Below are 23747 nucleotides of genomic sequence, written 5' to 3'. Positions count from 1 at the left end.
GACCTAATCGGCGGAGATTCCCTCAACGCTGCACCTGGAACACGCAGCGTCCGGGTGGATTACCGCTTCGCCGCGCGGTGCCACCATCGCTGGTGGTCTGACCCGCGCTCCACGGTCGTTTTTGTTGTCCGCCCGTCCGGCGGCCAACACGTTCATCGCCGCGTTGAGGTCCCGGTCATGGATCGCCCCACAGGGGCAGGTCCACGACCGGACGCTAAGCGACAGTTTGTCGTTCATGCGCCCACACCGCGAGCACATCCGGGTTGACGGGAAGAACCGGTCCACTCGGGCGAAGGTCCGGCCGTATCGGGCGGCCTTGTACTCCAACATCGCGGTGAAGCTGGCCCAACCGGCATCGTGCACCGACTTGGCGAGCCGCGTGCGGCCGAGACCAGTGACGCACAGGTCCTCGACGTACACCGCTTGGTTGTCGCGGATGATCGCCGTGGACAGTTTGTGCTGCCAGTCCCCCCGAGTATCGGAAACCCGGGCATGAGCGCGAGCCACCCTCACGACGGCCTTCCTTCGATTCGCGCTGCCTCGCTGCTTCCTAGACAGGTCTTGCTGCAACCGCTTGAGCTTGCGCGCGGCCCGGCGCAGGAACTTCGGCGCCACCACCTTGGTGCCGTCGGACAGCACGGCGAAGTGGGTCAGGCCCAGGTCGATGCCGACCTCTGACTTGGCCGGTGGCAGGCTCTCGTCCTTGGTCGTGGCCACCACGAACGAGGCAAAGTACCGACCCGCCGCGTCCTTGATGATCGTCACGGAGGACGGAGCCGAGGGCAGCCGACGCGACCAGCGCACCCGGACGTGGCCGATCTTCGGCAGGCGTAGCCGGCCGTTGTCCAGCACGGCGAAGCAGGAGTTCCTGGTGAAGCGGATCGCCTGCCTGTTGTCCTTCCGGGAGCGGAATCGGGGCGGAGCAACGGCGCGGCCCTTACGCTTGCCGGTAATCGAGGCGAAGAAGTTGCGGTACGCCACATTCAGGTCCGCCAGGGCCTGCTGGAGAACGACCGACGACACCTGAGTTAGCCACGCACGTTCCGGGTTGCACTTAGCCTGGGTGATGACGCGCTTGGACAGTTCCCCGTCCGACACGTACGGCTCGCCGTTCTCGCGTGCCTGCTGTCGCACACGCAGCCCGTCGTTGAACACCACCCGGGCACACCCGAACGCCTGCGCCAACGACACCTGCTGCTCCGGAGTCGGATAGACGCGGTAGCGGTAACGAAGCTGCACACCGGACAGCCTGACACCGGCATACGACAGAATCCGAAATCCGCACCGACAGAGACAGCGTCTGCGTCTTCACCCTGTACGCCGACGTGCTCTTCGTGACGGACTCTCGGCGAGGGGGTCTGTGGTAATTGTTGGGAGCGCGGCGGGTGGCTCAGGGCGTCTCGTCGTCCAATGCCGCTAACGGCAGTCGCACCGCGACCGTGTCGCCGACACCCTGCGCCGAGTGCTCGGGGGGCGACCGATGGGTGCCCGGGGTGCGGGTGTGGAGACGACCGGCGCCCGGCGGTCCGTTGCGCCGAACCACCTCGCAGGTCACCTGATGGATCGGCGCGGGCGCGGTGCCGAACCGCCCCGGTCCCCAGCGCACCCAGATCGCGACGCGACCGGCCGCCGCCTCCGCCGCCAGCTTGTCCCAGGTACGACGCCGGTCCGTGTGGTCGACCTCGATGACCACGGGCGGCCCGTCCGGCCGGGCACACGCGACGTCGAGTACCGACTGCTGACGGGACAGCGGCGGCGGTAGGGGCAGCACGCTCGGCGCCCGGCGATAGACCCGCCAGCCCTGGTCACCCGCCCAGGCGACCACGGATTCGATGATCCGCGCCGTCACCGCGTCCGTGGTCAGGTCGACGAAGGTGAGCCGGGCGAGAGCGTCCCCGAGCGACGCCGCCAGCCGTTCGCCGTCCGCCACGCCGTCCATCAGCGCAGGGTAGCGGCTCGCCGGGCCTCCGCCGTGACCGGCGGCCCCAGCCGGGCGTCCCCGCCAGTCGCGGACCGCCGCGTCGGGCCGGTGGTGCCGGCGCCATGACCGTGTCCACCGCCAGGCTGCCTTAGCGGTCAGACGATCAGCAGGATGCCCGCCACGACGAGCGGAACGGAGACGAACAGAGCGATGCCGATGCCGGTGAGCACCCGCCCACCGCCGGCGTCCTCCCGCTCCGGCGCCAGCCCGAACGTCGACCGGGCGCCCAGCATGCCGATCCGGCTCAGGGTGAGGTCTCCGGTGACGGCCAGCAGGACGCCGACCACCACCAGCGCGATGCCCAGCCGGTGGCGGAAGTCCCCACCGCTGACGGCCACCCAGATCCCCACCCCGACCGCGGCGACCGCCACCGCGATCACGAAGAGCACCAGCGCCTCGCCCAGACCCTTGAGCACTGTCATCCGGCGTCACCCTTCCGGTGGTGGTCGACCGAAAGGCATCCTTCCCGGTCGATCGGCCCGCCGCTGCCCCGCAAGGCGGCGGCGGGCCGGTAGACAGCCGCCGTCAGGAGCGGTCCGGGAGCTGACGGTTGTCGGGCGGGGCGGCGCGGCCGGCCGACGGGGCGGCGGGAGCGGTGACCACGTCCGGCGCGACCGGGACCGACGGCAGGGTGGCGCGGCCGGTGACGGGCAGGGTCAGCGTGCTGCGCCCGAGGTCCACCGAAACGGTGGCGTCCCGGTCGTCGGTCTCGGTGAAGCCGGGGTCGCTCTGGGCGAGGACGAGACCGAGCACGTGGCCGGTCGGCAGCACCGCGTCGTACGCGTTGAGCTGCAGGGTGACCGTGTACCAGCGGTCCGGGCGCAGCGGGCTGGTGAACCGCAGGGACCGGTGGTGCGCCGCGTCGAGCCAGCCGCGGGTGAGGACGCCGTGGTCGGTGACCGCGGTGATCTCGGCCGTGTCCCGGTAGCAGGCGTCGTCGGCCGCGGTCGACTCCCCCCAGCACGACTCGGTGGCCAGCGTCCGGACCCCCTCCGAGCTGCGGTACTGGATCCGTTCCGCGGTGCCGTAGTCGACGAGTCGCGCGCTCAGCGCGGTGGTCGGCCGGTCGACCCTGATCCGCAGGCGCACCGACGGCGTCCCGGAGATCCGCAGCGGCGCGGTCAGCGCGCCGGAGAGGAACACCAGCCGTCCGGCGCGAGCGGTCGTCGGCTCGGTGACCACCTGCGGCTCGGTCAGCGACTCGTCGGTGTACGCCCGCACCACGCCCGGACGGGCGCCAGGACCGCCGAGCGTGCCGGTCGTGCCGTCGCCGGCACCCAGGGCCACCGGAACGTTGCGGGTACCCGGGGCCGGCCAGTCCCGCTGCTCGGTCCACACCCCGGGGACGGTCTCCAGGGTGGCCCTGGGCTCCCGCATGACCCCGTTGGGCAGGCCCTGCAGCCAGTAGTCGAACCAGCGGTGCAGGGTGGCCACCCACTCGGCCCGGCGGACGTCGAACGGATCCTCGTGCCCGGCCTGGTAGAGCCAGAGCTTGCGGGGCACCTGCCGGTCGGCGAGCGCGTCCCACCAGCGGGCGAACTGGCCGGTGGTGACGTTCAGGTCGTTGACGCCGTGCGCGACCAGCACGCTCGCCCGGACCTGGTCGGCCGAGCGGCGGTAGTCCCGCTCGGCCCAGTAGGCGTTGTAGTCGCCGGTGTCCTCCGCGCTGTCCGCGCGCAGCCGGGCGAGCATGGCGGCGCACGCTTCGGCGGGCCGACCGTTGACCACCTGGTGCAGGTAGGCGGGGTAGTCCGATGCCCGCAGCAGGCCCCGGTAACGCTGGTAGTCGTACCAGCTGGAGATCGCGGAGATCGGCACGATGGTCTCCAGGCCCCGGACGCCGGTGGCCGCCACGCCGTTGGCGACCGAGCCGTCCCACGACTTGCCGATCATGCCGACCCGGCCGGTGCTCCATGACGCGGTGACCGGCTCGCCGTCCAGCGTGAAGCCGCGCGCCCGGCCGTTCAGCCAGTCCACCACCGCCTTCGCCCCGGCCACCTCGGCCCGGCCGCCGACGTCCTCGCAACCGGTGGCGCGGGCGGTGCCGCTGAGGTCGACCGCGGCGAAGGCGTACCCGCGGGGGACGAACCAGTTGTCGTAGAAGAGCGGGGCCTTGGCGATCACGCCGTTCGCGTCGTACGTCTTGCGTTCGCTCTCGTTGCCCCGACCGCAGCAGTGGTAGTACGGCGAGGCGTCCATGATGACCGGCACCCGGACGCCGGCCTGCGCCGCCTCCCGGGGCCGGACCAGGTCGACCATGACCCGGTCCCGCACGCCGTCGCCGTCGGCGTCGGTCGGTGTCTCGACCTGGACGCTCTCCCGGACGGCGTCGGCGTAGGAGTAGACCGGCACCGTGCGGTCGCCGGCGATGTGCGGCGGAGCGGCCGACCGGCCGGGCGCGGCGTGGGTGGGGGCGGCGGGGGCGGCCGTGAGCAGCAGCGCCGTGAGGGTGGCGGCGGCCAGCGCCCGGGTCCGGGCAGGCGTCATCGTGATCCTTCCGACGGGTACGGCAGGTCAGGCCATTCCACCCCATCGATATGCCTGCTGCCTAGTGTCCAGTGTCGACCCGGTCACTTTCGGCGACGCCGGAGGGTTGACCATCGACATTCGTCTTCGTAACGTTCGGCGGGACCGTCGACCCTCCCTCCACCGGCGAAGGGACCTCCGTGGCACGACGACGTACTCTCTCCCTGATCCTGGCCGCGACGCTGCTCTCCGGCGGCACCGTGGCCCTCTCCCCCACCGGCGCCGGCGCCTCACCTCCGCGCCCCGAGGACGAGTACCGGCCGGTGCGCGGGCCCTCCGCCCCCGCCGAGTACCGGTACCTGCAGAAGACCGTGCGCGGCGAGACGCTGCCCCGGCACGCCTACGACACGGCGGCGAAGGCCGGGGCGCGGCTGCCCGCGGTCGGCGGACGCTGGACCTCGGTCGGGCCGACCAACATCGGCGGCCGGATCACCTCGCTCGCGCTGGACCCGCACCACCCCGACACCGTCTACGCGGCCGCGGCCAGCGGCGGGGTCTGGGTGAGCCGGGACGCCGGCAACCGCTTCGAGCCGGCGTGGCCGGACGGCTGGACCCAGGCGATGGGCGCGGTGGCGACCGGCCCGGACGGCACCCTGTACGCCGGCACCGGCGAGGTCAATCCCGGTGGTGGCAGCGTCACCTACGAGGGCACCGGCCTGTACGCCTCCCGCGACGGCGGCCGGAACTGGCGGTCGCTGGGCCTGCGTGACTCGGGCGCGATCGGCGCGATCACCGTCGACCCGGCCGACCCGAAGCGGATCTTCGTGGCCGCCGCCGGATCGCTGTACAACGGCGGCGGTGACCGGGGTGTCTACCGCTCCACCGACGGCGGTGCGACCTGGCAGCGGATCCTCGCCGGGGCCAACGAGTTCACCGGCGCGACCGAGGTGCTGATCGACCCGCGCGACGCCGACCGGCTCTACGCCGTGCTCTGGGACCACCGCCGCACCCCCGACCTGCGCACCTACGGCGGTGTCGGCTCAGGGGTCTACCGCTCCGTCGACGGCGGAGCGACCTGGGCCCGCCTGGCGGGTGGGCTGCCGGCCGCCGGGCCGGAGGTGGGCCGGATCGGCCTGGGCCAGTCCGTCTCGGACCCGGACCGGCTCTACGCGATCGTCAACTCCACCGCCGGCCCGTTCGCCGGCTTCTACGGCAGCAGCGACGGCGGCGACGCCTGGACCCGGCTGCCGGACACCCCGGAGCTGACGACCTCGCAGTCCACCTTCGGCTGGTGGTTCGGCAAGGTCTGGGTCGACCCGGACGAGCCGCAGCACGTACACGTCGCGGGCGTGCCGCTGCTGACCACCAAGGGCGGTGGGCGGACCTGGACGGCGGACAGCAGTTCCACCCACGTCGACCACCACGCGATGATCTGGGACCGGCGTCATCCGCAGCGGGTCTACCTCGGCAACGACGGTGGGACGTACCGCTCGGACGCCGACGGGGACGGCGGCTGGGTGAAGGCCACCCACGAGCCGTACACCCAGTTCTACAGTGTGGCGATCACGCCGCAGGACGTCAGCCGGATCTCCGGCGGCGCCCAGGACAACGGCTCGCTGCGCTCGTGGGGCGGCCCGGCCTTCAACGAGTACCTCGGCGGGGACGGCGAGGAGAACCTGATCAACCCGACCGACAAGGAGAACGTCTACGCCTGTTACCAGTACGGCAACTGCTTCTGGTCGACCGACGGCGGCGAGACGATGACGTACTTCGGCAACCGGGTCACCGCCGCCCGGCGCAACTGGTTCACCCCGGTGGTCTTCGACCCGCGCGACCCGGCGGTGATGTACTACGGCGCCAACGTGCTCAACCGGTCGACCGACGGCGGCCGGACCTGGACGGCGATCAGCGGCGATCTGACCGGCGGACCGGGGCGCGACCCGATCTACACCAACTACGGCACCATCACCACGGTCGCCCCGGCCGGGGACGGCCGGACCGTCTACGTCGGCACCGACGACGGGCGGGTCTGGGTGACCCGGGACCTGGGCGGCTCCTGGCAGCTGCTGCTCTCCGGGCAGCCGTGGGTCACCCGCGTCGTGGTCGACCCACGGCGGGCCGACCGGGTGTACGTGACGCTGTCCGCGTACCGGTCGGGCTCCCACCGGCCGTACGTGCTCGGCTCGCGCGACGGGGGCCGGCACTTCCACGACCTCAGCGGCACCCTGCCCGAGGCGCCGGTCAACGACCTGGCCATCGGCAGGGGGCTGACCCTCTACGTCGGCACCGACCAGGGCGTGTTCGTCAGCCCGACCGGCGGCGGGGTCTGGCTGCGCCAGGGCCGGGGCCTGCCGTTGGTCCCGGTCGACGACATCGAGTACGACGGCACCAACCACCGCCTGGTGGCGGGGACCTTCGGCCGGGGCATCTACGCCGTCCAGGTCCCCTGAGTGGCACGGCTGCCAGGGCCGGACGCGGCGAGCCTGCTGCGTCCGGCCCCGGCAGCGCGGGTGTCAGCGCCCTTCCTGCTGCAAGCGCTGCATGAGCATCTGCTTGGCCTGGTCACCCGCCTTGCGGTTGTTCTCCTGAATCTTGCTGAACCAGGTGACCAGTTCCGAATCGCCCCGCTGCTCCGCGTCCGAGATGTAGGTGTCCATCCGGTAGATGTTGTCCAGCGACATCTGCAGGACGTGGATCAGGTCGTAGTTCTTGTCCCGTACCGGGCTCTTCTGTTCCTTGACCGCGGTCGCCACGGCGTACCTCCCCTGTCTCGGCTTCCGAACGGGCCAGCGCTTACCCGGCCTCGGCCCGTTCACGCCCGGGGCGCGGGGTCGGGGCTGCCGGCCGAGCCGAACGGTTACCCGGCGGCCCCCTCGGGTACGGGTGGCCGCATGGCGGAACTGGCAGCCCTCTGGATCGTCCGGCACGGCGAGAGCACGGCGAACGTCGCCGCGACGGCCGCGGAGACGTCCGGCGCCGAGCTGATCGACCTGACCCACCGGGACGCGGACGTGCCGCTGTCGGACACCGGCGAGGAGCAGGCCCGGGCCACCGCCCGCTGGCTCGCCGGCCTGCCGGCCGAACGCCGCCCCGACGTGGCGGTGGTCTCGCCGTACCTGCGGGCGGTGCGCACGGCCGAGCTGGCGCTGGCCGGCACCGGCATCCCGGCCAGCCGGGACGAACGGCTGCGCGACCGGGAACTGGGCATCCTCGACGGCCTGACCGGGCACGGCGTGCAGCGCCGCTTCCCCGAGGAGGCCGCCCGCCGCCGCCGGCTCGGCAAGTTCTACTACCGCCCACCGGGCGGCGAGTCCTGGACCGACCTGGCGCTGCGGCTGCGGGCCCTGCTGGGCGACCTGCGTCGGGACCACGAGGGACAGCGGGTGCTGCTGTTCGGCCACGACGCGCTGGTCTTCATGCTCCGCTACCTGGTGGACGGGCTGACCGAGGCGGAGCTGATGGCGCTCACCCGGGAGCACGTGATCGCCAACTGTTCGGTGACCGGCTGGTCGGCCGACCCCGAGGGCCGCCTCGTCCTGGACACCTTCAACGACGTGACGCACCTGCGCCGGCAGGGCGCCCGACCGACCAGGGAGGACGAGGTCCATGCCGAACCGGTCTGAAACGCGGGTGATCACCCCGGCCCTGCTGCGCGACTGGGCGCTGCCGGTGCCCACCGGCGGCAAGGAGCACCGGGGCACCGTGCTGGTGGTCGGGGGTTCCCGCTTCACCCCCGGCGCGGTGCTGCTGGCCGGCGTGGCCGCGCTGCGCGCCGGCGCCGGGGTGCTCCAACTGGCCGCCGCCGAGTCGACGGCCGCCGCGCTGAGCATCCAGGTGCCGGAGGCGCTGGTGATCGGCCTGCCGGAGACGGGGGACGGGGCGGTCGCCGGCGATCCGGGCGACCGGCTCGGCGAGCTGGTCGGGCAGGCCGACGTGGTGGCGGTCGGTCCCGGCCTCAACGACATCGACGAGACCCGGGCGCTGCTGCGCCTGGTCCTGGACGCCGCCGCGCCGGAGACGCCGCTGGTGCTGGACGCGTACGCGCTCGGCGCGCTCAGCCACCAGCCGGACCTGCTGGTCGGCGCGGGCCGGCCGGTGGTGCTCACCCCGAACGTGACCGAGGCGCGACACCTGCTGGGCCGCGAGCCCGGCGCCGACCTGGACGCCGAGGCGCGCGAGCTGGCCCGCCGGTACGACGCGGTGGTCTCCCTCTACGGCCACATCGCCACCCCCGCTGGCGAGTGCTGGCGGGAGGAGAGCGGCGACGCCGGCCTCGGCACCTCGGGCAGCGGCGACGTCCGCTCCGGCCTGCTGGCCGGGCTGCTGTCCCGCGGGGCGACGCCGGCGCAGGGCGCCTGCTGGGCCGCCTGGGCGCACGCGGTCAGCGGCCAGCGGCTGGTTCCCCGGTTCGGGCGGATCGGCTTCCTCGCCCGGGAGCTGCTGGACGAGATACCGCACACCCTCGCCACCGTATGACGGACAGCGACCAACCGAACGGATGTGTGTAACGACACACCGCGCTCCTACGCTGTTGGTTCGGAAGCGGGCATCCCGCCCCCTTCCCGCCGGCCGCTCCCCACCAGGGGGCGCACCCGGCTGGAAACAGCCCCTGGGAGTCTGTGTGAAGAACCTCCGTCGCAAGACACTGGCTGCCGCGTCCGCCGTCACCCTCGGCGTCGGCCTCGCCGTCGCCGGCGGCCTGGCCCCGGCGGCGGCCACCGGGCCGGACACCACGTTCCTGGTCCTGGCCCCGCAGGGGGCCGCGACCGACAAGGCGGCGGCCCGCGTGGCTTCCGCCAACGGCACCGTGGTGGCCACGTACAACCAGATCGGCGTGCTCGTCGTCCGCTCGACCAACCCCGACTTCGTCACCGACGTGGCGGGCGCGGGCGTCGAGTCGGTCGCGTCCACCGCCGGCCTGGGCACCGCGCTCGAAGAGAGCGAGACCGTCGAGGTCTCCGCGGCCGAGGCGGCGAACATCACCGCCGACCCGACCAAGGAGCCCCTCTACGGTCAGCAGTGGGACATGCCGATGATCGGCCTCCCGCAGGCCCACGCCGTCAACGCCGGCAACTCCGGCGTGGTGGTGGGCGTGCTGGACAGCGGCATCTCCAGCAGCCACCCCGACCTGGCCACCCAGATCGCCAAGGACAAGAGCACGTCCTGCCTCGGCGGCACGGTGGACACGGCCGAGGCGGCCTGGAACCCGACCACCTCCGACCACGGCACCCACGTGGCCGGCACCATCGCCGCCGCCGTCAACGGCGTCGGCGTGGCGGGCATCGCGCCGGGCGTCAAGCTCGCCGCGGTGAAGGTGGTCAACGACGCCGGCTACATCTTCCCGGAGGCCGCGGTCTGCGGGTTCATCTGGGCCGCGGAGCACGGGTTCCAGCTGACCAACAACAGCTACTACATCGACCCGTGGGAGCTGAACTGCCGCAACGACGCACGCCAGCGTCCGGTGTGGCAGGCGGTCCAGCGGGCCATCCGTTACTCGGCGAACAAGGGCGTGCTGAACGTGGCGTCCGCGGGTAACTCGAACTACGACCTCGCGCACAAGCTCGACGACTTCGGCAGCCCGAACAACGGGACGCCGGAGGAGCGCGAGAACCTCACCAACGCCTGCCTCGACCTGCCGGCCGAGGCGCCGGGCGTGGTGACGGTCGGGGCGGTCGGCCCGACCGGGCAGAAGAGCTACTACTCCTCGTACGGCCAGGGTGTCATCGACGTGACGGCGCCGGGTGGCGACACCCGCTTCCGCACGCAGGGCGTCCGCTCCACGCTCACCGACGGGATTCTGTCGACCACCTTCAACACGGCGACGAAGACCAACGGCTACGGCTACAAGCAGGGCACCTCGATGTCCGGCCCGCACGCCGCCGGCGTCGCGGCGCTGGCCGCCTCGGCGCACCCGGGCATGAGCCCGGGCGAGCTGGCCTCGTTCCTGGAGACCACGTCGGTGGCACAGTCCTGCCCGGAGGGCGTCTACAACCCGGTGCCGCTGATCTCGAGCGGCCCGCACGCCTACGACGCGACCTGCTCCGGCGGCGAGCGCAACGGCTTCTACGGCGCCGGCATGGTCAACGCGTACAACGCGGTGAAGTAGCAGCAGCACGGCACGACAGTGGTGGGGCCCGGCGGAACACGCCGGGCCCCATCCGTTTTCGCAGCTCACCCTCGGGGTACCGGGGCAGACGTCAGTCGAACCAAGGAGGTCTGCCGGTGTCCACCGATGCCATCGTCCTGCTCAAAGAGGACCACAAGGAGATGCGCCGCCTCTTCAAGGAGTTCCAGAAGGCCGAGGAGGGCCTGGCCAGCAAGCGCCAGCAACTGGTGAACCAGATCCTCGAAGCCCTGACGGTGCACACCTATCTGGAGAACGAGGTGATGTACCCGGAGGTCCGCAAGCTCCTGCCCGACCTGGAGGACGACATCCTCGAGTCGTACGAGGAGCACCACGTGGCCGACCTGCTCTGCGCGGAGCTGGCCGCGATGGACGCCTCCGACGAGCGCTTTGTCGCCAAGACCACGGTGCTGATCGAGAACGTCGAGCACCACGTCGAGGAGGAGGAGCAGGAGTGGTTCCCGAAGGTGCGCGAGGCCCTCGGCCGCAACCAGCTCCAGGAGATCGGTGAGCGGATGATCGCGATGCGCAAGGACGCGCCGCGTACCCCCACCGCCCCCAAGGCCATCAAGAAGGCCGTCGACGCGGTCACGGCCTGAGCGCTTTCCCGCACGGGGCCTGGCCGTCGGCCGGGCCCCGGCGCGCGTCACCAGGCGGTCGGCGGCACCCCGTCCGGCGCCGGCAGGATCCGCCGCACCTGCCCCGGGGGTACGCCCCGACGCCGCCACTCCCGCGGGTAGCCCACCGAGACCTCCTCGAAGCGGACCCCGTCGTGCCAGGTGGTCCGGGGGATGTGCAGGTGCCCGTAGACCACGGCGGCGGCGTCGAAGCGGCGGTGCCAGTCGGCGGTGACCTCGGTGCCGCACCACTGGGCGAAGATCGGGTAGCGCAGCACCCGGGTCGGTTCCCGCACCAGCGGCCAGTGGTTGACCAGCACGGTCGGCAGGGCCGGATCCCGCTCGGCGAGGCGGCGGGCGGTCTCGGCGACCCGGGCCGCGCACCACTCGTGGCGGCTCGGGTACGGGTCGGGGTGCAGCAGGAACTCGTCGGTGCAGACGATTCCCGTCCGGTACGCCTCGGCCAGGGCGGCCTCGCGGGTGTCGAAGCCCGCCGGCCGCCAGCTGTAGTCGTAGAGCAGGAACAGCGGCGCCACCAGCACCGGCCCGCCCGGCCCCCGCCACACCGGGTACGGGTCCTCCGGGGTGAGCACGCCCAGCTCCCGGCACCGTCGCACCAGGTGCTGGTAGCGGGCCACGCCCCGCAGGGTGACCGGGTCGCCCTGCGGGGTCCACAGCTCGTGATTGCCGGGCGCCCACACCACCGTGTCGAACCGCTCGGCCAGCAGACCCAACGCCCACTCGACGTCGGCGGCGGTGTCGCCCACGTCCCCGGCGACGATCAGCCAGTCGCGGGGCGAGGCCGGGCGCAACGCCTCGACCAGCGCCCGGTTCTCCGCGTACCCGACGTGCAGGTCGCTGATGGCGACCAGGCTGCCGTCGGCGTCCTCGGCTGGCATCCGCCGATCGTACGCAGACCGCGCCGCGGGCGTGGGGGCCGCGCGGCGGCGGCGCGTCAGTCCGCCGAGCCCGGCTCGGCCATCTTCCGGTGCTGCTCGGACTTGAGCCGGTCCGGGGTGAACCGGGCCGCGGCCGCCTGCACCTTGTTCTTCAGCGAGCCGGCGACGACCTTCTCCTCCCCCTTCATCATCGCCTCGAAGCCCTGTGCGGCGACCGTGGCCGGGTCGTCCTTGCTGCCGGCGCCGACCCGGGTGTCCGTCATGTCGGCGCGTTCGAAGAACTTCGTGTCGGTCGGGCCGGGCATCAGCGAGGTGACGGTGACTCCGGTGTCCTTCAACTCGTTGCGCAGCGCCTCGGCGAAGGACTGCACGAACGACTTCGAGGCGTTGTAGACCGCCTGGAACGCCCCCGGCATGGTCGAGGCGATCGACGAGGTGAACAACACCCGACCGGTGCCCCGCTCGACCATCGCCGGCAGCAGCCGCTTGGTCAGGTGCACCGTCGAGGTGACGTTGACGTCGATGATGTTCAACTCGTCGCGCAGGTCGGTGTCGCCGACGAACGCCCCGCCGGCGCCGCGCCCGGCGTTGACCGCCAGGGCGTCGACCGGCCGCCCGGTCGCGTCGACCGCCTCGGCCAGCGCCGCCACCCCGTCGAAGGTGGCCAGGTCCACCCGGACCGGCTGGACCTGGGCGCGTCCGTCGCGGCGCAGGTGCTCCGCCGCCTCCCCGATGCCCGGGTCCTCGGCGGCGATCACCACGTCGTACCCGTGGGCGACGAACTGTCCGGCCAGTTCGTACCCGATGCCACTGGAGGCCCCGGTGACCACGGCCAGCGGCCGTCCGGTGGTCGGTGCGCTCATTGCCTGTCTCCTCTCGTCCGCGGACCGCGCGTGCCGGCACGGCCCCACCCGCTGCTGTGCCCACCACCGGCCCGCCCAACCACTCCGGCGAGGTCGGGCGGGCCCCGCCGGGGCGACCCGGTAGGATCGGCGCGGGCCGTGACTGGCGCGTGGGGATGGAGCACCATCGGGAAGCGGTCCCGTCATGAGGACGCACGCCGAGCGCCTGGGCCTTCCGCACGTCTGTAGGAGGTCGCATGTCGCTGAACGCCGAATCCACCGCATTCCGCAGCGCGCTCGAGGTGATCCGCGCCGTCGAGCCCCGGGTGGCCGACGCCATCGGCGCCGAGCTGGCCGACCAGCGCGAGTCGCTGAAGCTCATCGCCAGCGAGAACTACGCCTCTCCGGCCACCCTGCTGGCCATGGGCAACTGGTTCAGCGACAAGTACGCCGAGGGCACCGTCGGCCGCCGCTTCTACGCGGGCTGCCAGAACGTGGACACCGTCGAGGCGCTCGCCGCCGAGCACGCCAAGGAGCTGTTCGGCGCCGCGCACGCGTACGTGCAGCCGCACTCCGGCATCGACGCCAACCTGGTGGCGTTCTGGGCGATCCTGGCCGACCGGGTGGAGTCCCCGGCGTTGAAGAAGGCCCAGGTACGCCAGGTCAACGACCTCACCGAGGCGGACTGGTTCGCGCTGCGCCGGGAGCTGGGCAACCAGCGGATGCTCGGCATGTCGCTGGACGCCGGCGGCCACCTCACCCACGGCTTCCGACCGAACATCTCCGGCAAGATGTTCGACCAGCGCAGCTACGGCACCGACCCGGCGACCGGCCTGATCGACTACGACCGGGTGGCCGAGGCGGCCCGCGAGTTCAAGCCGCTGATCCTGGTCGCCGGCTACTCGGCGTACCCGCGGAAGGTGAACTTCCGGATCATGCGGGAGATCGCCGACTCGGTCGGCGCCACCTTCATGGTGGACATGGCGCACTTCGCCGGCCTGGTCGCGGGCAAGGTCTTCACCGGCGACTTCGACCCGGTGCCGCACGCGCACATCGTCACCACCACCACCCACAAGTCGCTGCGCGGTCCGCGCGGCGGCATGGTGCTCTGCGGCCCGGAGCTGGCCGACCAGGTGGACCGGGGCTGCCCGATGGTGCTCGGCGGTCCGCTGCCGCACGTGATGGCGGCCAAGGCCGTCGCCCTGGCCGAGGCCCGCCGCCCCGACTTCGCCGACTACGCCCAGCGCATCGTCGACAACGCCCAGGCGCTCGCCGAGGGCCTGGTGCGCCGGGGTACGAAGCTGGTCACCGGCGGCACCGACAACCACCTGGTGCTGCTCGACGTCTCCGGCTACGGCCTGACCGGCCGGCAGGCCGAGCAGGCGCTGCTGGACTCCGGCATCGTCACCAACCGCAACGCGGTCCCGCAGGACCCGAACGGCGCCTGGTACACCTCGGGCATCCGGATCGGCACCCCGGCGCTGACCACCCGGGGCCTCGGCGTCGCCGAGATGGATCAGACCGCCGAGCTGATCCACACCGTACTCAGCCAGACGCAGGCCGGCAGCAACGCGGACGGCACCCCGTCGAAGGCCAAGTACGTCCTCGACCCGGCGCTGGCCGACAAGATCAGCAAGCAGGCCAGCGAGCTGCTCACCGGCTTCCCCCTCTACCCCGCGGTCGACCTGGGCTGACCCCACCCGCACCCCCGACGCCCCGCCCGGCCCCGCCCGGCGGGGCGTCGCCGTCCCTCCCCCTTTTCGCCGGCCGGCCCAGGCCCCGTGATCAAGAAGTTTCGGTCACGGGAACGCGCTCTCCCCGACGCAAACCTCTTGATCACCGAGGTCGTCGGGCGGGATGGGCGCGGGCCGGGGTGGGTCAGGGGGTGTGGTGGGCGCGGTTGCGGAGGGCGCGGAGGCGGTGCAGGACGTCGGTGCCGCCCCGGCCGAAGTGGTCGTGCAGGGCCCGGTACTCGGCGTACAGCTCGTCGTAGGCGGCGGCGCGGGCCCGGTCCGGGTGGAACGTCTCGCGGTGCGGCGCACCCATCGCCGCCGACGCGGTCGACACGTCCGGGTACGCCCCGCCGGCCACCGCCGCGTGGATGGCCGCGCCCAGCGCCGCCGGCTGCGCCGCGTCCAGCACGTGCAGCGGCCGGCCCAGCACGTCGGCGTAGATCCGCAGCAGCAGCCGGTTGGCGGTGAGGCCACCGGCGGCGGTCAGCTCGCGCACCGGCACCCCGGCGGCGGTGAACGCCTCCACCACGGTCCGCGCCCCGAACGCGGTCGCCTCCAGCAGCGCCCGCCAGATCTCCTCCGGCCGGGTGGCCAGGGTCAGGCCGACCAGCACCCCGCTCAGCTCGTGGTCCATCAGCACCGAGCGGTTGCCGCTGTGCCAGTCCAGCGCGAGCAGCCCGTGCCCGCCCACCGGCTGCTCGGCGGCGAGCGAGTCCAGCAGCTCGTACGGGCTGACGCCGCGCCGCCGCGCCTGTTCGGCGTACGACGCGGGCAGCGCCCGGTTGACGTACCAGGCGAAGATGTCGCCCACCCCGCTCTGCCCGGCCTCGTACCCCCAGCTGCCGGCGCTCACCCCGCCGTCGACCACCCCGCACACGCCGGGCACCTCGTGGCAGTCGTCCGCGTTCATGATCAGGCAGGTGGAGGTGCCCAGCACGGCGAGCATCCGCCCGGGCGCGACGCAGCGGGCGGCCGCCGCGGTGACGTGCGCGTCGATGGCGCCGACCGCCACCGGGGTTCCCTCCGGCAGGCCGGTCCAGCCGGCCGCCTCGGCGGTGAGCGTCCCCGCCCGGGCACCCAGCGCTGCCAGCGGCCCGTCGACCTTGGCCAGCAGCCCGGGCAGCGCCGGGTGCAGCGCGGCGAGGAACTGCGGGGACGGCTCGCGGCCGTCCTGGCGCAGCCCCTTGAAGCCGGCGGCGGAGACGTTGCGGGTCTCCCGTCCGCAGAGCCGCCACACGATCCAGTCGGCCGCCTCGATCCAGCGTTGCGCGGCGTCGAAGACCTCCGGGTCGGCCTCCAGCAGCTCCAGCGCCTTGGCCAGCTGCCACTCGGCCGAGACCCGGCCGCCGTAGCGGCCCAGCCAGGGCTCGCCGCGTTCCCGGGCGATGGCGTTGATCCGGTCGGCCTGGGGTTGGGCGGCGTGGTGCTTCCACAGCTTGGGCCAGGCGTGCGGCCGGTCCCGCAGCCCGGGCAGCGTGCAGAGCGGGGTGCCGTCGGCGAGCGTCGGCAGCACCGTGCAGGAGGTGGCGTCCACGCCGACGCCGACCACGTCGCGCGGGTCGACCCCGGCGGCGGCCAGCGCGGCGGGCACCGCGATCCGCAACACCGCCAGGTGATCGGTCGGGTCCTGCAGGGCCCAGTCCGGGGGCAGCGGCGGGCCGTCGGGCAGCCGGTCGGTGAGCACCCCGTGCCGGTATGGGTGCACCGCGCTGCCCAGCTCGGCGCCGTCGTCGACAGCGACCACCACCGCCCGGCCGGACAGCGTGCCGAAGTCCACGCCGACGACGTACCGCTGCCGCACCATCGCCCTCCCGTCCCCGCCGGCGACCCGCCCGCGCCGGTAGGTAGGTCACGCTAGCAACAGCGCGGGATCAGGCGATCGGACGCTTCAGGTGGTAGCGGTGCACCTCGGTGCTGCCCTGCACGTTGTTCACGTCCTCGACGGCCGAGACCAGCTCCCAGCCCTCCCGGCCGGCCCGGTTGAGGTGCGCGATCGCGGTGTCGCCGTACGCCGTGATGTCGGTGCGTGACCCGTCCGGGGCGTACCAGACGAACGAGACGTGGAAATTGCGTCCCTGTCCCTGGTAGCGGCGGACCAGCAGGGCGTACTCCCAAGCGACCATGACGTCCATTATGGTCGCTACGGGCCGGCCACCGGAACCGCGACCGCCCCCTTGCGCCGCCGGTGTCAGCCGGCCACCGGGGATCCCGCCACCGCGGAGGAGCCGGCCGTCAGGTCGGCACGGGTGGGTGGATCGGCGCCCCGTCGGCCGCAGGTCCACGCGGCGACGCGAGCGGCCTGGCGGAGCACGGCGGTGAGGGCGTCCGGCCCGACGGCGCGCAGGGCCGGCCGCCGCACCGCGCCGAGCATCTCCCGGTCGTCCAGCGCCGCCAGCAGCCCGGCCGTGAACGCGTCGCCCGCCCCGACGGTGTCCACCACGGTCACCGGCAGCGCGGCCACCCGTACGGCACATCGACGGGTGGCCGCCCACGCCCCACCGTCTCCCTGGGTCACCACCACGAGGGACGCCCCCGCCGCCAGCCAGTCGTGTCCCGCCCGCTCGTACCGGCGGCCCGGGTAGAGCCAGGCCAGGTCCTCCAGGCTCACCTTGACGATGTCGCTCGCCGCCACCAGTTCCTCGACCCGCTGCCGGGCCGCCGCCGGGTCGCCCATCAGCGACGGCCGGCAGTTCGGGTCGTAGCTGATCGTCGCGTGGTACCGCCGGGCCCGCACCAGCGCCAGCACGTCGTCGGCGCCCGGGCGCAGCACGGTGGCGAGGGAGCCGGTGTGCAGGCAGACGTCGGCCGGGCCCGGACGCGCGGTGAGCGCGCCGTCGGGGAAGGACCGCCAGGCGATGTCGAAGTCGTACGCCGCCTGTCCGTCCGGGCCCACCCGGCTCCGGGCCACGCTGGTGCCCGGCAGGTCGACCACCGAGGCCGGATCCAGCCGTACGCCGCTGCCGCTCAGATGAGCGCGCAGCGTCCGCCCGTACGCGTCGTCGCCGAGCTGGGTCAGCAGGCTGGTGGGCTGACCGAGCCGGGCGAGCGCGACGGCGACGTTCGCGGGGCTGCCCCCGGGACGGGCCACCGTCTCCCCCGGCTCGTGCTCGATCAGGTCCACCAGAGCCTCGCCGACTACCGTGATCACGTCGTTCCTCTCCTGCCGGGGCATCCTGGCGCCCCGTCCACCGCTGCCACCGACTCAGCCCGCCGCCCGGCCCGGTGTCTCCTCGAGGGTGGTCGCACCGGTCATGATCGCCACCGCCTCGGGCATCGTGTGCGACCGTGGGGTCACCACGCCGGCGCAGCGGCCCAGCCGCTGGATGTGGATGCGGTCGGCGACCTCGAACACGTGCGGCATGTTGTGGCTGATCAGGATCACCGGCAGGCCCCGCGAGCGGACCTCCTCGATCATCCTGAGCACCTGGTTGGACTCCTTCACGCCGAGCGCCGCGGTCGGCTCGTCCAGCACGATCACCTTGCTGCCGAAGGCCGCGGCCCGGGCCACCGAGACCGCCTGCCGCTGGCCACCCGAGAGGGTCTCCACCGCCTGCGTCACGTTCTGCAGGGTGCCGATCCCGAGGTCGGTGAGGGCCTGGCTGGCCTCCCGCCGCATGCCCTTCTGGTCGAGCATCCGGAACACCGACCCCAGCACCCCGCGTCGCCGTTTCTCCCGGCCCAGGAAGAGGTTGCTCGCGATGTCCAGCGCCGGCGCCACGGCCAACGTCTGGTAGACAGTCTCGATACCGGCCTCGCGCGCGTCCTGCGGGCGCTTGAACTGCGCCGGCCTGCCCTCGAGGAAGAGCTCCCCGGAGTCGGGGGTCAACGCTCCGGTCAGGCACTTGATAAGCGTGGACTTGCCCGCGCCGTTGTCGCCGATGACGGCGAGCACCTCACCGGGGTACAGGTCGAGGTCCACCCCGTCGAGCCCGACGACCTTGCCGAACGTCTTGACCAGGCCCCGGGCCGAGAGCACCGGGGACCGCTGCGCGCTGTCCGGCGGACCCGACCGGTCGGCCGGGGTGTGCGTGGTGGTGGCGGTCATGACCTCACCTTCCTGATCCACTGGTCCACGGCCACGGCGAGGATCACCAGCAGGCCGACCGCCAGTACCCGGTACTGGTCGTCGACCCCGGCGAGGGAGAGGCCGCTGCGGAAGAACCCGACGATCAGCGCGCCGAGCAGGGTGCCGAGCACCGCACCCCGGCCGCCGAAGAGGCTGGTGCCGCCGATGACCACGGCCGTGATGCTCTCCAGGTTGGCGTCGGTGATGGCGTTCGGACTGGCCGCACCGGCACGTCCGATCAGGATCCAGGCGGTGATGCCGTAGATGGCGCCGGCGACGACGTAGACGCTGAGCAGGACCCGGTCGATCCGGATGCCGGCGAGCCGGGCGGCCTCCTTGTCGTCGCCGACGGCGTAGACGTGCCGGCCCCAGGCGGTCTTCGCCAGGGCGAAGCCGACCGCGAGGTAGAGGACGACGACCGCGACGACACCGGCGGTGATCCGGAATCGCCCCACCGGGAAGGACTCGCCGGTCCAGCTCAGCACCGCCGGCAGGTCGGTGGCCTGGACGCTCTGGCCGCCGGAGTAGAGCAGCCCGATGGCGGTGAAGACGCTGAGCGTGCCGAGCGTGACGATGAAGGGCGGCAGCTTCAACCGCGTCACCAGCGTCCCGTTGAGCGCTCCCGCGCCGGCGCCGACCGCGACGGCGAGGACGACGGCGAGGAGGCCGGGTAGCCCCTGACCCTCGGCCAGCTTGGCCGCGAGCATCATGGCCAGGATCGTGATGGCGCCGACCGACAGGTCGATGCCGGCGGTCAGGATGACCAGTGTCTGCCCGACGGCGAGCGCGCCGATGACCGCGACCTGCTGCAGGACGAGCGACAGCGAGTTCGGCGAGGCGAACCGCGGGTTGAGGGTCGAGAAGACGACGAACGAGATGACCAGCACGAGGAACGGGCTGATCGCGGGGTGCGCGTGCAGCAGGTGCTGGACGCGTTGCAGTGGCGACTGCCGGCGCAGGGCGAACTGCTGTGCGGCGGTGGTCGGTGGTGTCGTGGTGGTCACGGCGGGCTCCCTGCCGTTGTCGACGGTGGCGGACGGGCCGCCCGGCCGAAGGCCCGGGGTGGCGTTTCCCCGGGCTCCTCGGCCGTGGCGGTGGTGGCTCAGCCCCAGCAGCGCTGCGCGCCGTCGGTGCTGGTAATGCTCTCGACGCCGGTGGCCGCCTTGTCGGTGACCAGGGTGACGCCGGTGTCGAAGAAATCGAGGCCCGCGGAGGTCTTCGGCTTCTCCCCGTCGTTCGCGATCTTCTTGATCGCCTGCACGCCGAGCTCGGCCATCTTCAGCGGATACTGCTGGGAGGTGGCGCCGATGATCCCGTCCTTGATCTGGCGGACGCCGTCGCAGCCACCGTCGACGGAGACGACCAGCACGCCCTGGGTCCTGCCCGCCGCCTGGAGGGCCTTGTGGGCACCGACGGCGGCCGGCTCGTTGATGGTGTAGACCACGTTGATGTCCGGGTTCCTGGTCAGGCAGTTCTCCATCGCGGTGCGACCGCCGTCCTCGGCGCCGTTGGTCGGCTCGTTGCAGGCGATCGTGTAGGTGCCGCCCGAGTAGCTGCCCGTCTTCGCCTCGTCGCCGTTCTTCTTCCGGTCGGCGGTGGCGATGCCCATCCCGGTCAGGAAGCCCTGGTCGCGGTCGTAGTCGACCGAGACGACCTTGTCGTTGAAGAGGTCCAGCAGAGCGATGGTCGCGGGCTTGCCGGCGAGCTGGGCTGCCGTCCACTTGCCGATCAGCTCACCGGCCTTGAAGTTGTCGGTGGCGAACGTGATGTCCACGGTGTCCGCCGGGTCGGGCAGGGTGTCCAGCGCGATGACGTAGAGCCCGGCGTCGCGGGCCTTCTTGATGGCCGGGTTCACGCCAGGGCCGTTCGGGGTGATGAGGATGCCCGCGTCACCCCGGGCGATCGCGTCCTCGATGGCCTGCACCTGGCTGGCCTCGTCGCCGTCCTCCTTGCCGGCGGCCAGGGTCAGCTTCACGCCCTCCGCGTCGGCGGCCTTCTTCGCGCCCTGCTGCATGGTGACAAAGAACGGGTTGGTGGAGTTCTTGGTGATCAGCGAGACGGCGACGGTCTTGCTGCCCGAACCGCCGTCGCCCGAGCTGTCGCCGCATCCGGTGACGACCAGGCTGGTTGCTGCCGCGGCGGCGACCAGCAGGGCCGCGCGGCGGCGGACGATGCGCTGGAACATGTGTTCTCCCTCGATGACGCCCGGCGGAACCGGAGAGTCGATGACAACGATGTCAGCGCAGTTTCAAGTGAGCACCACAGGGATGTCAATGGGCACATGCCTGGTTTTTCCTAACCGAGGCGTAACTCCGGCGTAACCCTTGACATCGATGTCAGCCAGCCACACGATTTCGGCCACGGGCGAACCCCGGCACCGGCAGCGGGTGCCGGACGCTCTGGACGGACGGAGGACGGGATGAGGATTCGCCGATGGCTGGCCGTGGCCGCCGCGACTCTCGTGGCGCTGGTGCCGGGTGCCGCCGGGGCGTCGACCGCGACCAGGGACGAGCCGTACCGACCACAGGTCCATTTCAGCCCCGAGCGCAACTGGATGAACGACCCCAACGGGCTGGTGTGGTACGAGGGCGAGTGGCACCTCTTCTACCAGTACAACCCCGAGGGCGCGCAGTGGGGCAACATGTCCTGGGGCCACGCGGTCAGCCGAGACCTGCAGCACTGGGAGGAGCTGCCGGTCGCCATTGGGTACTCGGCGGACGAGCACATCTTCTCGGGCTCGGTCGTGGTGGACGAGCGCAACACGTCCGGCTTCGGCGCCCCGGGCGCCCCGGCGATGGTCGCCGTCTACACCAGCTGGTACCCGGCCACCGGCATCCAGGCCCAGTCGCTGGCCTACAGCACCGACCGCGGTCGCACGTGGACGAAGTACGCCGGCAATCCCGTGCTCGACCTCGGTTCCCGCGAGTTCCGCGACCCGAAGGTCTTCTGGGACACCAGATCCGGGCAGTGGACCATGGCGGTCGTGCTCGCCACCGAGCACAAGGTGAGCTTCTACGGCTCGTCCGACCTCCGCTCGTGGCGTCACCTGAGCGACTTCGGCCCGGCCAACGCGGTCGGCGGCGTGTGGGAGGTGCCGGACCTGTTCGAGCTGCCGGTCGACGGCGACCCGCAGCGCCGCAAGTGGGTCCTGGTGGTCAACCTCAACCCCGGCGCGGTGGCCGGCGGCTCGGGGGCGCAGTACTTCCTCGGCGACTGGGACGGCACCACGTTCACCGCGGAGACCGTGGTGGAGGGCGAGCCGGCGCCGCCGGCCGGAAAGGTCTTTGCCGACTTCGAGGGCGACTACGCGGGATGGACGGTCCAGAACGATCCGGCGTCGGGGCCCGGCCCGTTCGGGACCGGACCGTATCCCGGTACGGTGCCCGGCCAGCAGCAGGTCAGCGGCTTCCAGGGCCGGGCCCTCGTCAACAGCTTCCTCGGCTTCGACGCGCCCCGGGGTCGGATGGTCTCCCCTGACTTCAGCATCGAGCAGGACTACCTGAACCTGCTCGTCGGCGGCGGCGCCCACCCGCACCTGGCCGGCACCACCACCGACGCCGTGCCCGCCGGCGCCGAGCCGGTGCTCGACTTCGAACTGCCCGACGGGCAGACGTACGAGCAGGCCGGCTGGACCGCGACCGGCGGGCTGCGCGGCCGCGCGCCGGTGGTGGGTCCGACCCGCTCGGAGCGGGGCCACGTCGGCGAGAAGCTGCTCACCACCTTTTACGAGGCCGACTCCACGACCGGCACGCTGACGTCACCCGAGTTCACCATCGACCGCAACCACCTGGGCCTGCTCGTCGGCGCCGGTGGCCACCTGGACGCCGGCGCGGGCCGTACCGTGGTCGAGTTGCTGGTCGACGGCGAGGTGGTGCGCACCGGCACCGGGAACTTCTCCGGCTTCATGAACTGGCGTAGCTGGGACGTGACCGAGTTCCGGGGCCGCAGCGCCCGGTTGCGGATCGTCGACCAGCACACCGGGGGCTGGGGGCACCTGCTGGTCGACCACCTCGTCGCCACCGACGAGCCGGTGCTGCCCCGGTCGGTGGAGACCGCGGTCAACCTCGTCGTGGACGGCGAGGTGGTCCGGACCGCCACCGGCAGGGACAGCGAGCGCCTGGACTGGGTGAGCTGGGACGTACGCGACCTGGCCGGCCGGCGGGCCCATCTGGAGATCAACGACTTCAACTCCGGCGGCTGGGGACACATCCTCGTCGACCACGTCATGTTCGCCGACCGGCCGGCACCCGGCGAGCTGGAACGCTACGACTGGGTCGACTACGGCAAGGACTTCTACGCGGCGGTCTCGTACGACAACGTCCCCGGTGGCCGGCGCGTCGTGATCGGCTGGATGAACAACTGGCAGTACGCCGGCAGCATCCCCACCTCACCCTGGCGCGGCGCGATGGCCCTGCCCCGGGAGTTCGGGCTGAAGACCGTCGACGGCGAGGTGCGCCTCGTCCAGCAGCCGGCCGGGCGACCGACCGCCCTGCGCGGTGGCGGCGCCGCGTTCACGCTGCACGACGCCACCGTCCCGCCCGGGGTGCTCGACCTGCCTGCGGCGGCGGACGGCAGCGTGCTGGAGATCCAGGCGGAGTTCGAGCTCCGCGACGCGGACCGCTTCGGCCTCCAGGTCCGGGCCGGTGACCAGGAACGCACCCTGATCGGGTACGACGTCGGTGCCCGCCGCCTCTTCGTCGACCGGACGCACGCCGGCCTGGTGGACGTCGGTCCGCTCTTCCCCGGTGTGCACTCCGGCCCGCTGTCGGTCGACGGGAACCGGGTGCGGATGACGGCGTACGTGGACCGCTCCTCGGTGGAGGTGTTCGGCGGGGCGGGTGAGACCACCATCACCGACCAGGTCTTCCCGTCGCCCACCAGCGATCGGACCCGCCTCTTCGCCGAGGGCGGTGAGGTGCTCGTACGGTCGCTGACCGTCCGGCCGCTGCGGTCGGTATGGGGATAACCTGGGCTCGATCATGTTCGGTCGGGGCCACGGCGGACGTCGTGGCCCCGCCC

At 72.5% G+C, this 23747-nt stretch carries 20 protein-coding genes and 1 riboswitch; of the genes, 7 read left to right on the top strand and 13 right to left on the bottom strand.

Annotation, left to right across the window (positions count from 1 at the left end; genetic code table 11):
* Positions 1-3: 3 nt before the first annotated feature.
* The 4 genes from GA0074696_RS15265 to GA0074696_RS15250 all read right to left on the bottom strand — a co-directional run bounded on the left by GA0074696_RS15265 (position 4) and on the right by GA0074696_RS15250 (position 4468).
* Positions 4-1239 (bottom strand): RNA-guided endonuclease InsQ/TnpB family protein, encoded by a 1236-nt coding sequence (locus GA0074696_RS15265; protein ID WP_088961722.1) that lies wholly within the window; start codon positions 1237-1239, stop codon positions 4-6.
* A gap of 151 nt (positions 1240-1390) precedes the next feature.
* Positions 1391-1939, bottom strand: a complete 549-nt coding sequence (locus tag GA0074696_RS15260; protein WP_088961721.1) for a hypothetical protein — start codon at positions 1937-1939, stop codon at positions 1391-1393.
* 137 nt (positions 1940-2076) lie between these two features.
* On the bottom strand, positions 2077-2403 hold the full coding sequence (locus GA0074696_RS15255; protein WP_088961720.1) for a hypothetical protein: 327 nt from the start codon (positions 2401-2403) through the stop codon (positions 2077-2079).
* Positions 2404-2506: 103 nt separating this feature from the next.
* Complete coding sequence (locus GA0074696_RS15250; RefSeq protein ID WP_088961719.1) at positions 2507-4468, bottom strand: Xaa-Pro dipeptidyl-peptidase; 1962 nt, start codon at positions 4466-4468, stop codon at positions 2507-2509.
* Positions 4469-4647: 179 nt separating this feature from the next.
* Between GA0074696_RS15250 and GA0074696_RS15245 the strand changes: the two genes are divergently transcribed.
* Positions 4648-6897 (top strand): WD40/YVTN/BNR-like repeat-containing protein, encoded by a 2250-nt coding sequence (locus GA0074696_RS15245; protein ID WP_088961718.1) that lies wholly within the window; start codon positions 4648-4650, stop codon positions 6895-6897.
* Between the two features lie 63 nt (positions 6898-6960).
* Here GA0074696_RS15245 and GA0074696_RS15240 read toward each other — a convergent pair whose 3' ends face one another.
* Positions 6961-7200: a hypothetical protein gene (locus GA0074696_RS15240; RefSeq protein WP_088961717.1), complete on the bottom strand. Its 240-nt coding sequence runs from the start codon at positions 7198-7200 to the stop codon at positions 6961-6963.
* 138 nt (positions 7201-7338) lie between these two features.
* On the opposite strand from GA0074696_RS15240, the gene GA0074696_RS15235 reads away from it, so the two are divergent.
* From GA0074696_RS15235 to GA0074696_RS15220, 4 genes are all read left to right on the top strand, one after another.
* The gene (locus GA0074696_RS15235) at positions 7339-8070 is read left to right on the top strand and encodes a histidine phosphatase family protein (protein ID WP_088961716.1); all 732 of its coding nucleotides are present in this window, start codon (positions 7339-7341) and stop codon (positions 8068-8070) included.
* Positions 8054-8923, top strand: coding sequence for an NAD(P)H-hydrate dehydratase (locus GA0074696_RS15230; RefSeq protein ID WP_088961715.1), 870 nt, complete (start codon positions 8054-8056; stop codon positions 8921-8923). Before GA0074696_RS15235 ends, GA0074696_RS15230 begins: the two co-directional genes overlap by 17 nt.
* Before the next feature lie 145 nt (positions 8924-9068).
* A complete protein-coding gene (locus GA0074696_RS15225; RefSeq protein WP_088961714.1) occupies positions 9069-10553 on the top strand; it encodes a S8 family peptidase in 1485 nt (494 codons plus the stop codon).
* A 116-nt stretch (positions 10554-10669) separates the two neighbouring features.
* On the top strand, positions 10670-11170 hold the full coding sequence (locus tag GA0074696_RS15220; RefSeq protein ID WP_088961713.1) for a hemerythrin domain-containing protein: 501 nt from the start codon (positions 10670-10672) through the stop codon (positions 11168-11170).
* A 47-nt stretch (positions 11171-11217) separates the two neighbouring features.
* On the opposite strand, the gene GA0074696_RS15215 is transcribed toward GA0074696_RS15220, so the two are convergent.
* Positions 11218-12087 (bottom strand): metallophosphoesterase family protein, encoded by an 870-nt coding sequence (locus tag GA0074696_RS15215; RefSeq protein WP_088961712.1) that lies wholly within the window; start codon positions 12085-12087, stop codon positions 11218-11220.
* Between the two features lie 56 nt (positions 12088-12143).
* Complete coding sequence (locus GA0074696_RS15210; RefSeq protein ID WP_088961711.1) at positions 12144-12950, bottom strand: SDR family NAD(P)-dependent oxidoreductase; 807 nt, start codon at positions 12948-12950, stop codon at positions 12144-12146.
* A 128-nt stretch (positions 12951-13078) separates the two neighbouring features.
* Positions 13079-13168, top strand: a riboswitch (ZMP/ZTP riboswitch).
* Between the two features lie 18 nt (positions 13169-13186).
* Between GA0074696_RS15210 and GA0074696_RS15205 the strand changes: the two genes are divergently transcribed.
* Positions 13187-14623, top strand: a complete 1437-nt coding sequence (locus GA0074696_RS15205; protein ID WP_088961710.1) for a glycine hydroxymethyltransferase — start codon at positions 13187-13189, stop codon at positions 14621-14623.
* A gap of 184 nt (positions 14624-14807) precedes the next feature.
* Here the strand turns inward: GA0074696_RS15205 and araB are convergent, their stop codons facing one another.
* The 6 genes from araB to GA0074696_RS15175 form a co-directional block, all read right to left on the bottom strand.
* Positions 14808-16466: a ribulokinase gene (gene araB / locus GA0074696_RS15200; protein ID WP_088961709.1), complete on the bottom strand. Its 1659-nt coding sequence runs from the start codon at positions 16464-16466 to the stop codon at positions 14808-14810.
* A 67-nt stretch (positions 16467-16533) separates the two neighbouring features.
* Positions 16534-16794 (bottom strand): hypothetical protein, encoded by a 261-nt coding sequence (locus GA0074696_RS15195; RefSeq protein WP_088961708.1) that lies wholly within the window; start codon positions 16792-16794, stop codon positions 16534-16536.
* A gap of 56 nt (positions 16795-16850) precedes the next feature.
* Positions 16851-17810 (bottom strand): carbohydrate kinase family protein, encoded by a 960-nt coding sequence (locus GA0074696_RS15190; protein WP_197700851.1) that lies wholly within the window; start codon positions 17808-17810, stop codon positions 16851-16853.
* A gap of 54 nt (positions 17811-17864) precedes the next feature.
* On the bottom strand, positions 17865-18707 hold the full coding sequence (locus tag GA0074696_RS15185) for an ATP-binding cassette domain-containing protein (protein WP_172894299.1): 843 nt from the start codon (positions 18705-18707) through the stop codon (positions 17865-17867).
* The gene (locus GA0074696_RS15180) at positions 18704-19732 is read right to left on the bottom strand and encodes an ABC transporter permease (protein WP_088961706.1); all 1029 of its coding nucleotides are present in this window, start codon (positions 19730-19732) and stop codon (positions 18704-18706) included. The genes GA0074696_RS15185 and GA0074696_RS15180 overlap by 4 nt, the downstream gene beginning before the upstream one ends.
* A 98-nt stretch (positions 19733-19830) precedes the next feature.
* Positions 19831-20913 carry a substrate-binding domain-containing protein gene (locus tag GA0074696_RS15175; protein ID WP_088961705.1) on the bottom strand — a complete coding sequence of 361 codons (1083 nt, stop codon included), beginning with the start codon at positions 20911-20913 and terminating at the stop codon, positions 19831-19833.
* 234 nt (positions 20914-21147) lie between these two features.
* On the opposite strand from GA0074696_RS15175, the gene GA0074696_RS15170 reads away from it, so the two are divergent.
* A complete protein-coding gene (locus tag GA0074696_RS15170; RefSeq protein WP_088961704.1) occupies positions 21148-23694 on the top strand; it encodes a glycoside hydrolase family 32 protein in 2547 nt (848 codons plus the stop codon).
* The last annotated feature ends 53 nt before the right edge of the window (positions 23695-23747 follow it).

The organism is Micromonospora purpureochromogenes, from assembly GCF_900091515.1.
GTDB classification, from domain to species: Bacteria; Actinomycetota; Actinomycetes; order Mycobacteriales; family Micromonosporaceae; genus Micromonospora; species Micromonospora purpureochromogenes.
The sequence above is the reverse complement of the archived record's forward strand: the minus strand, read 5'-3'. Positions and strand labels throughout refer to the sequence as shown.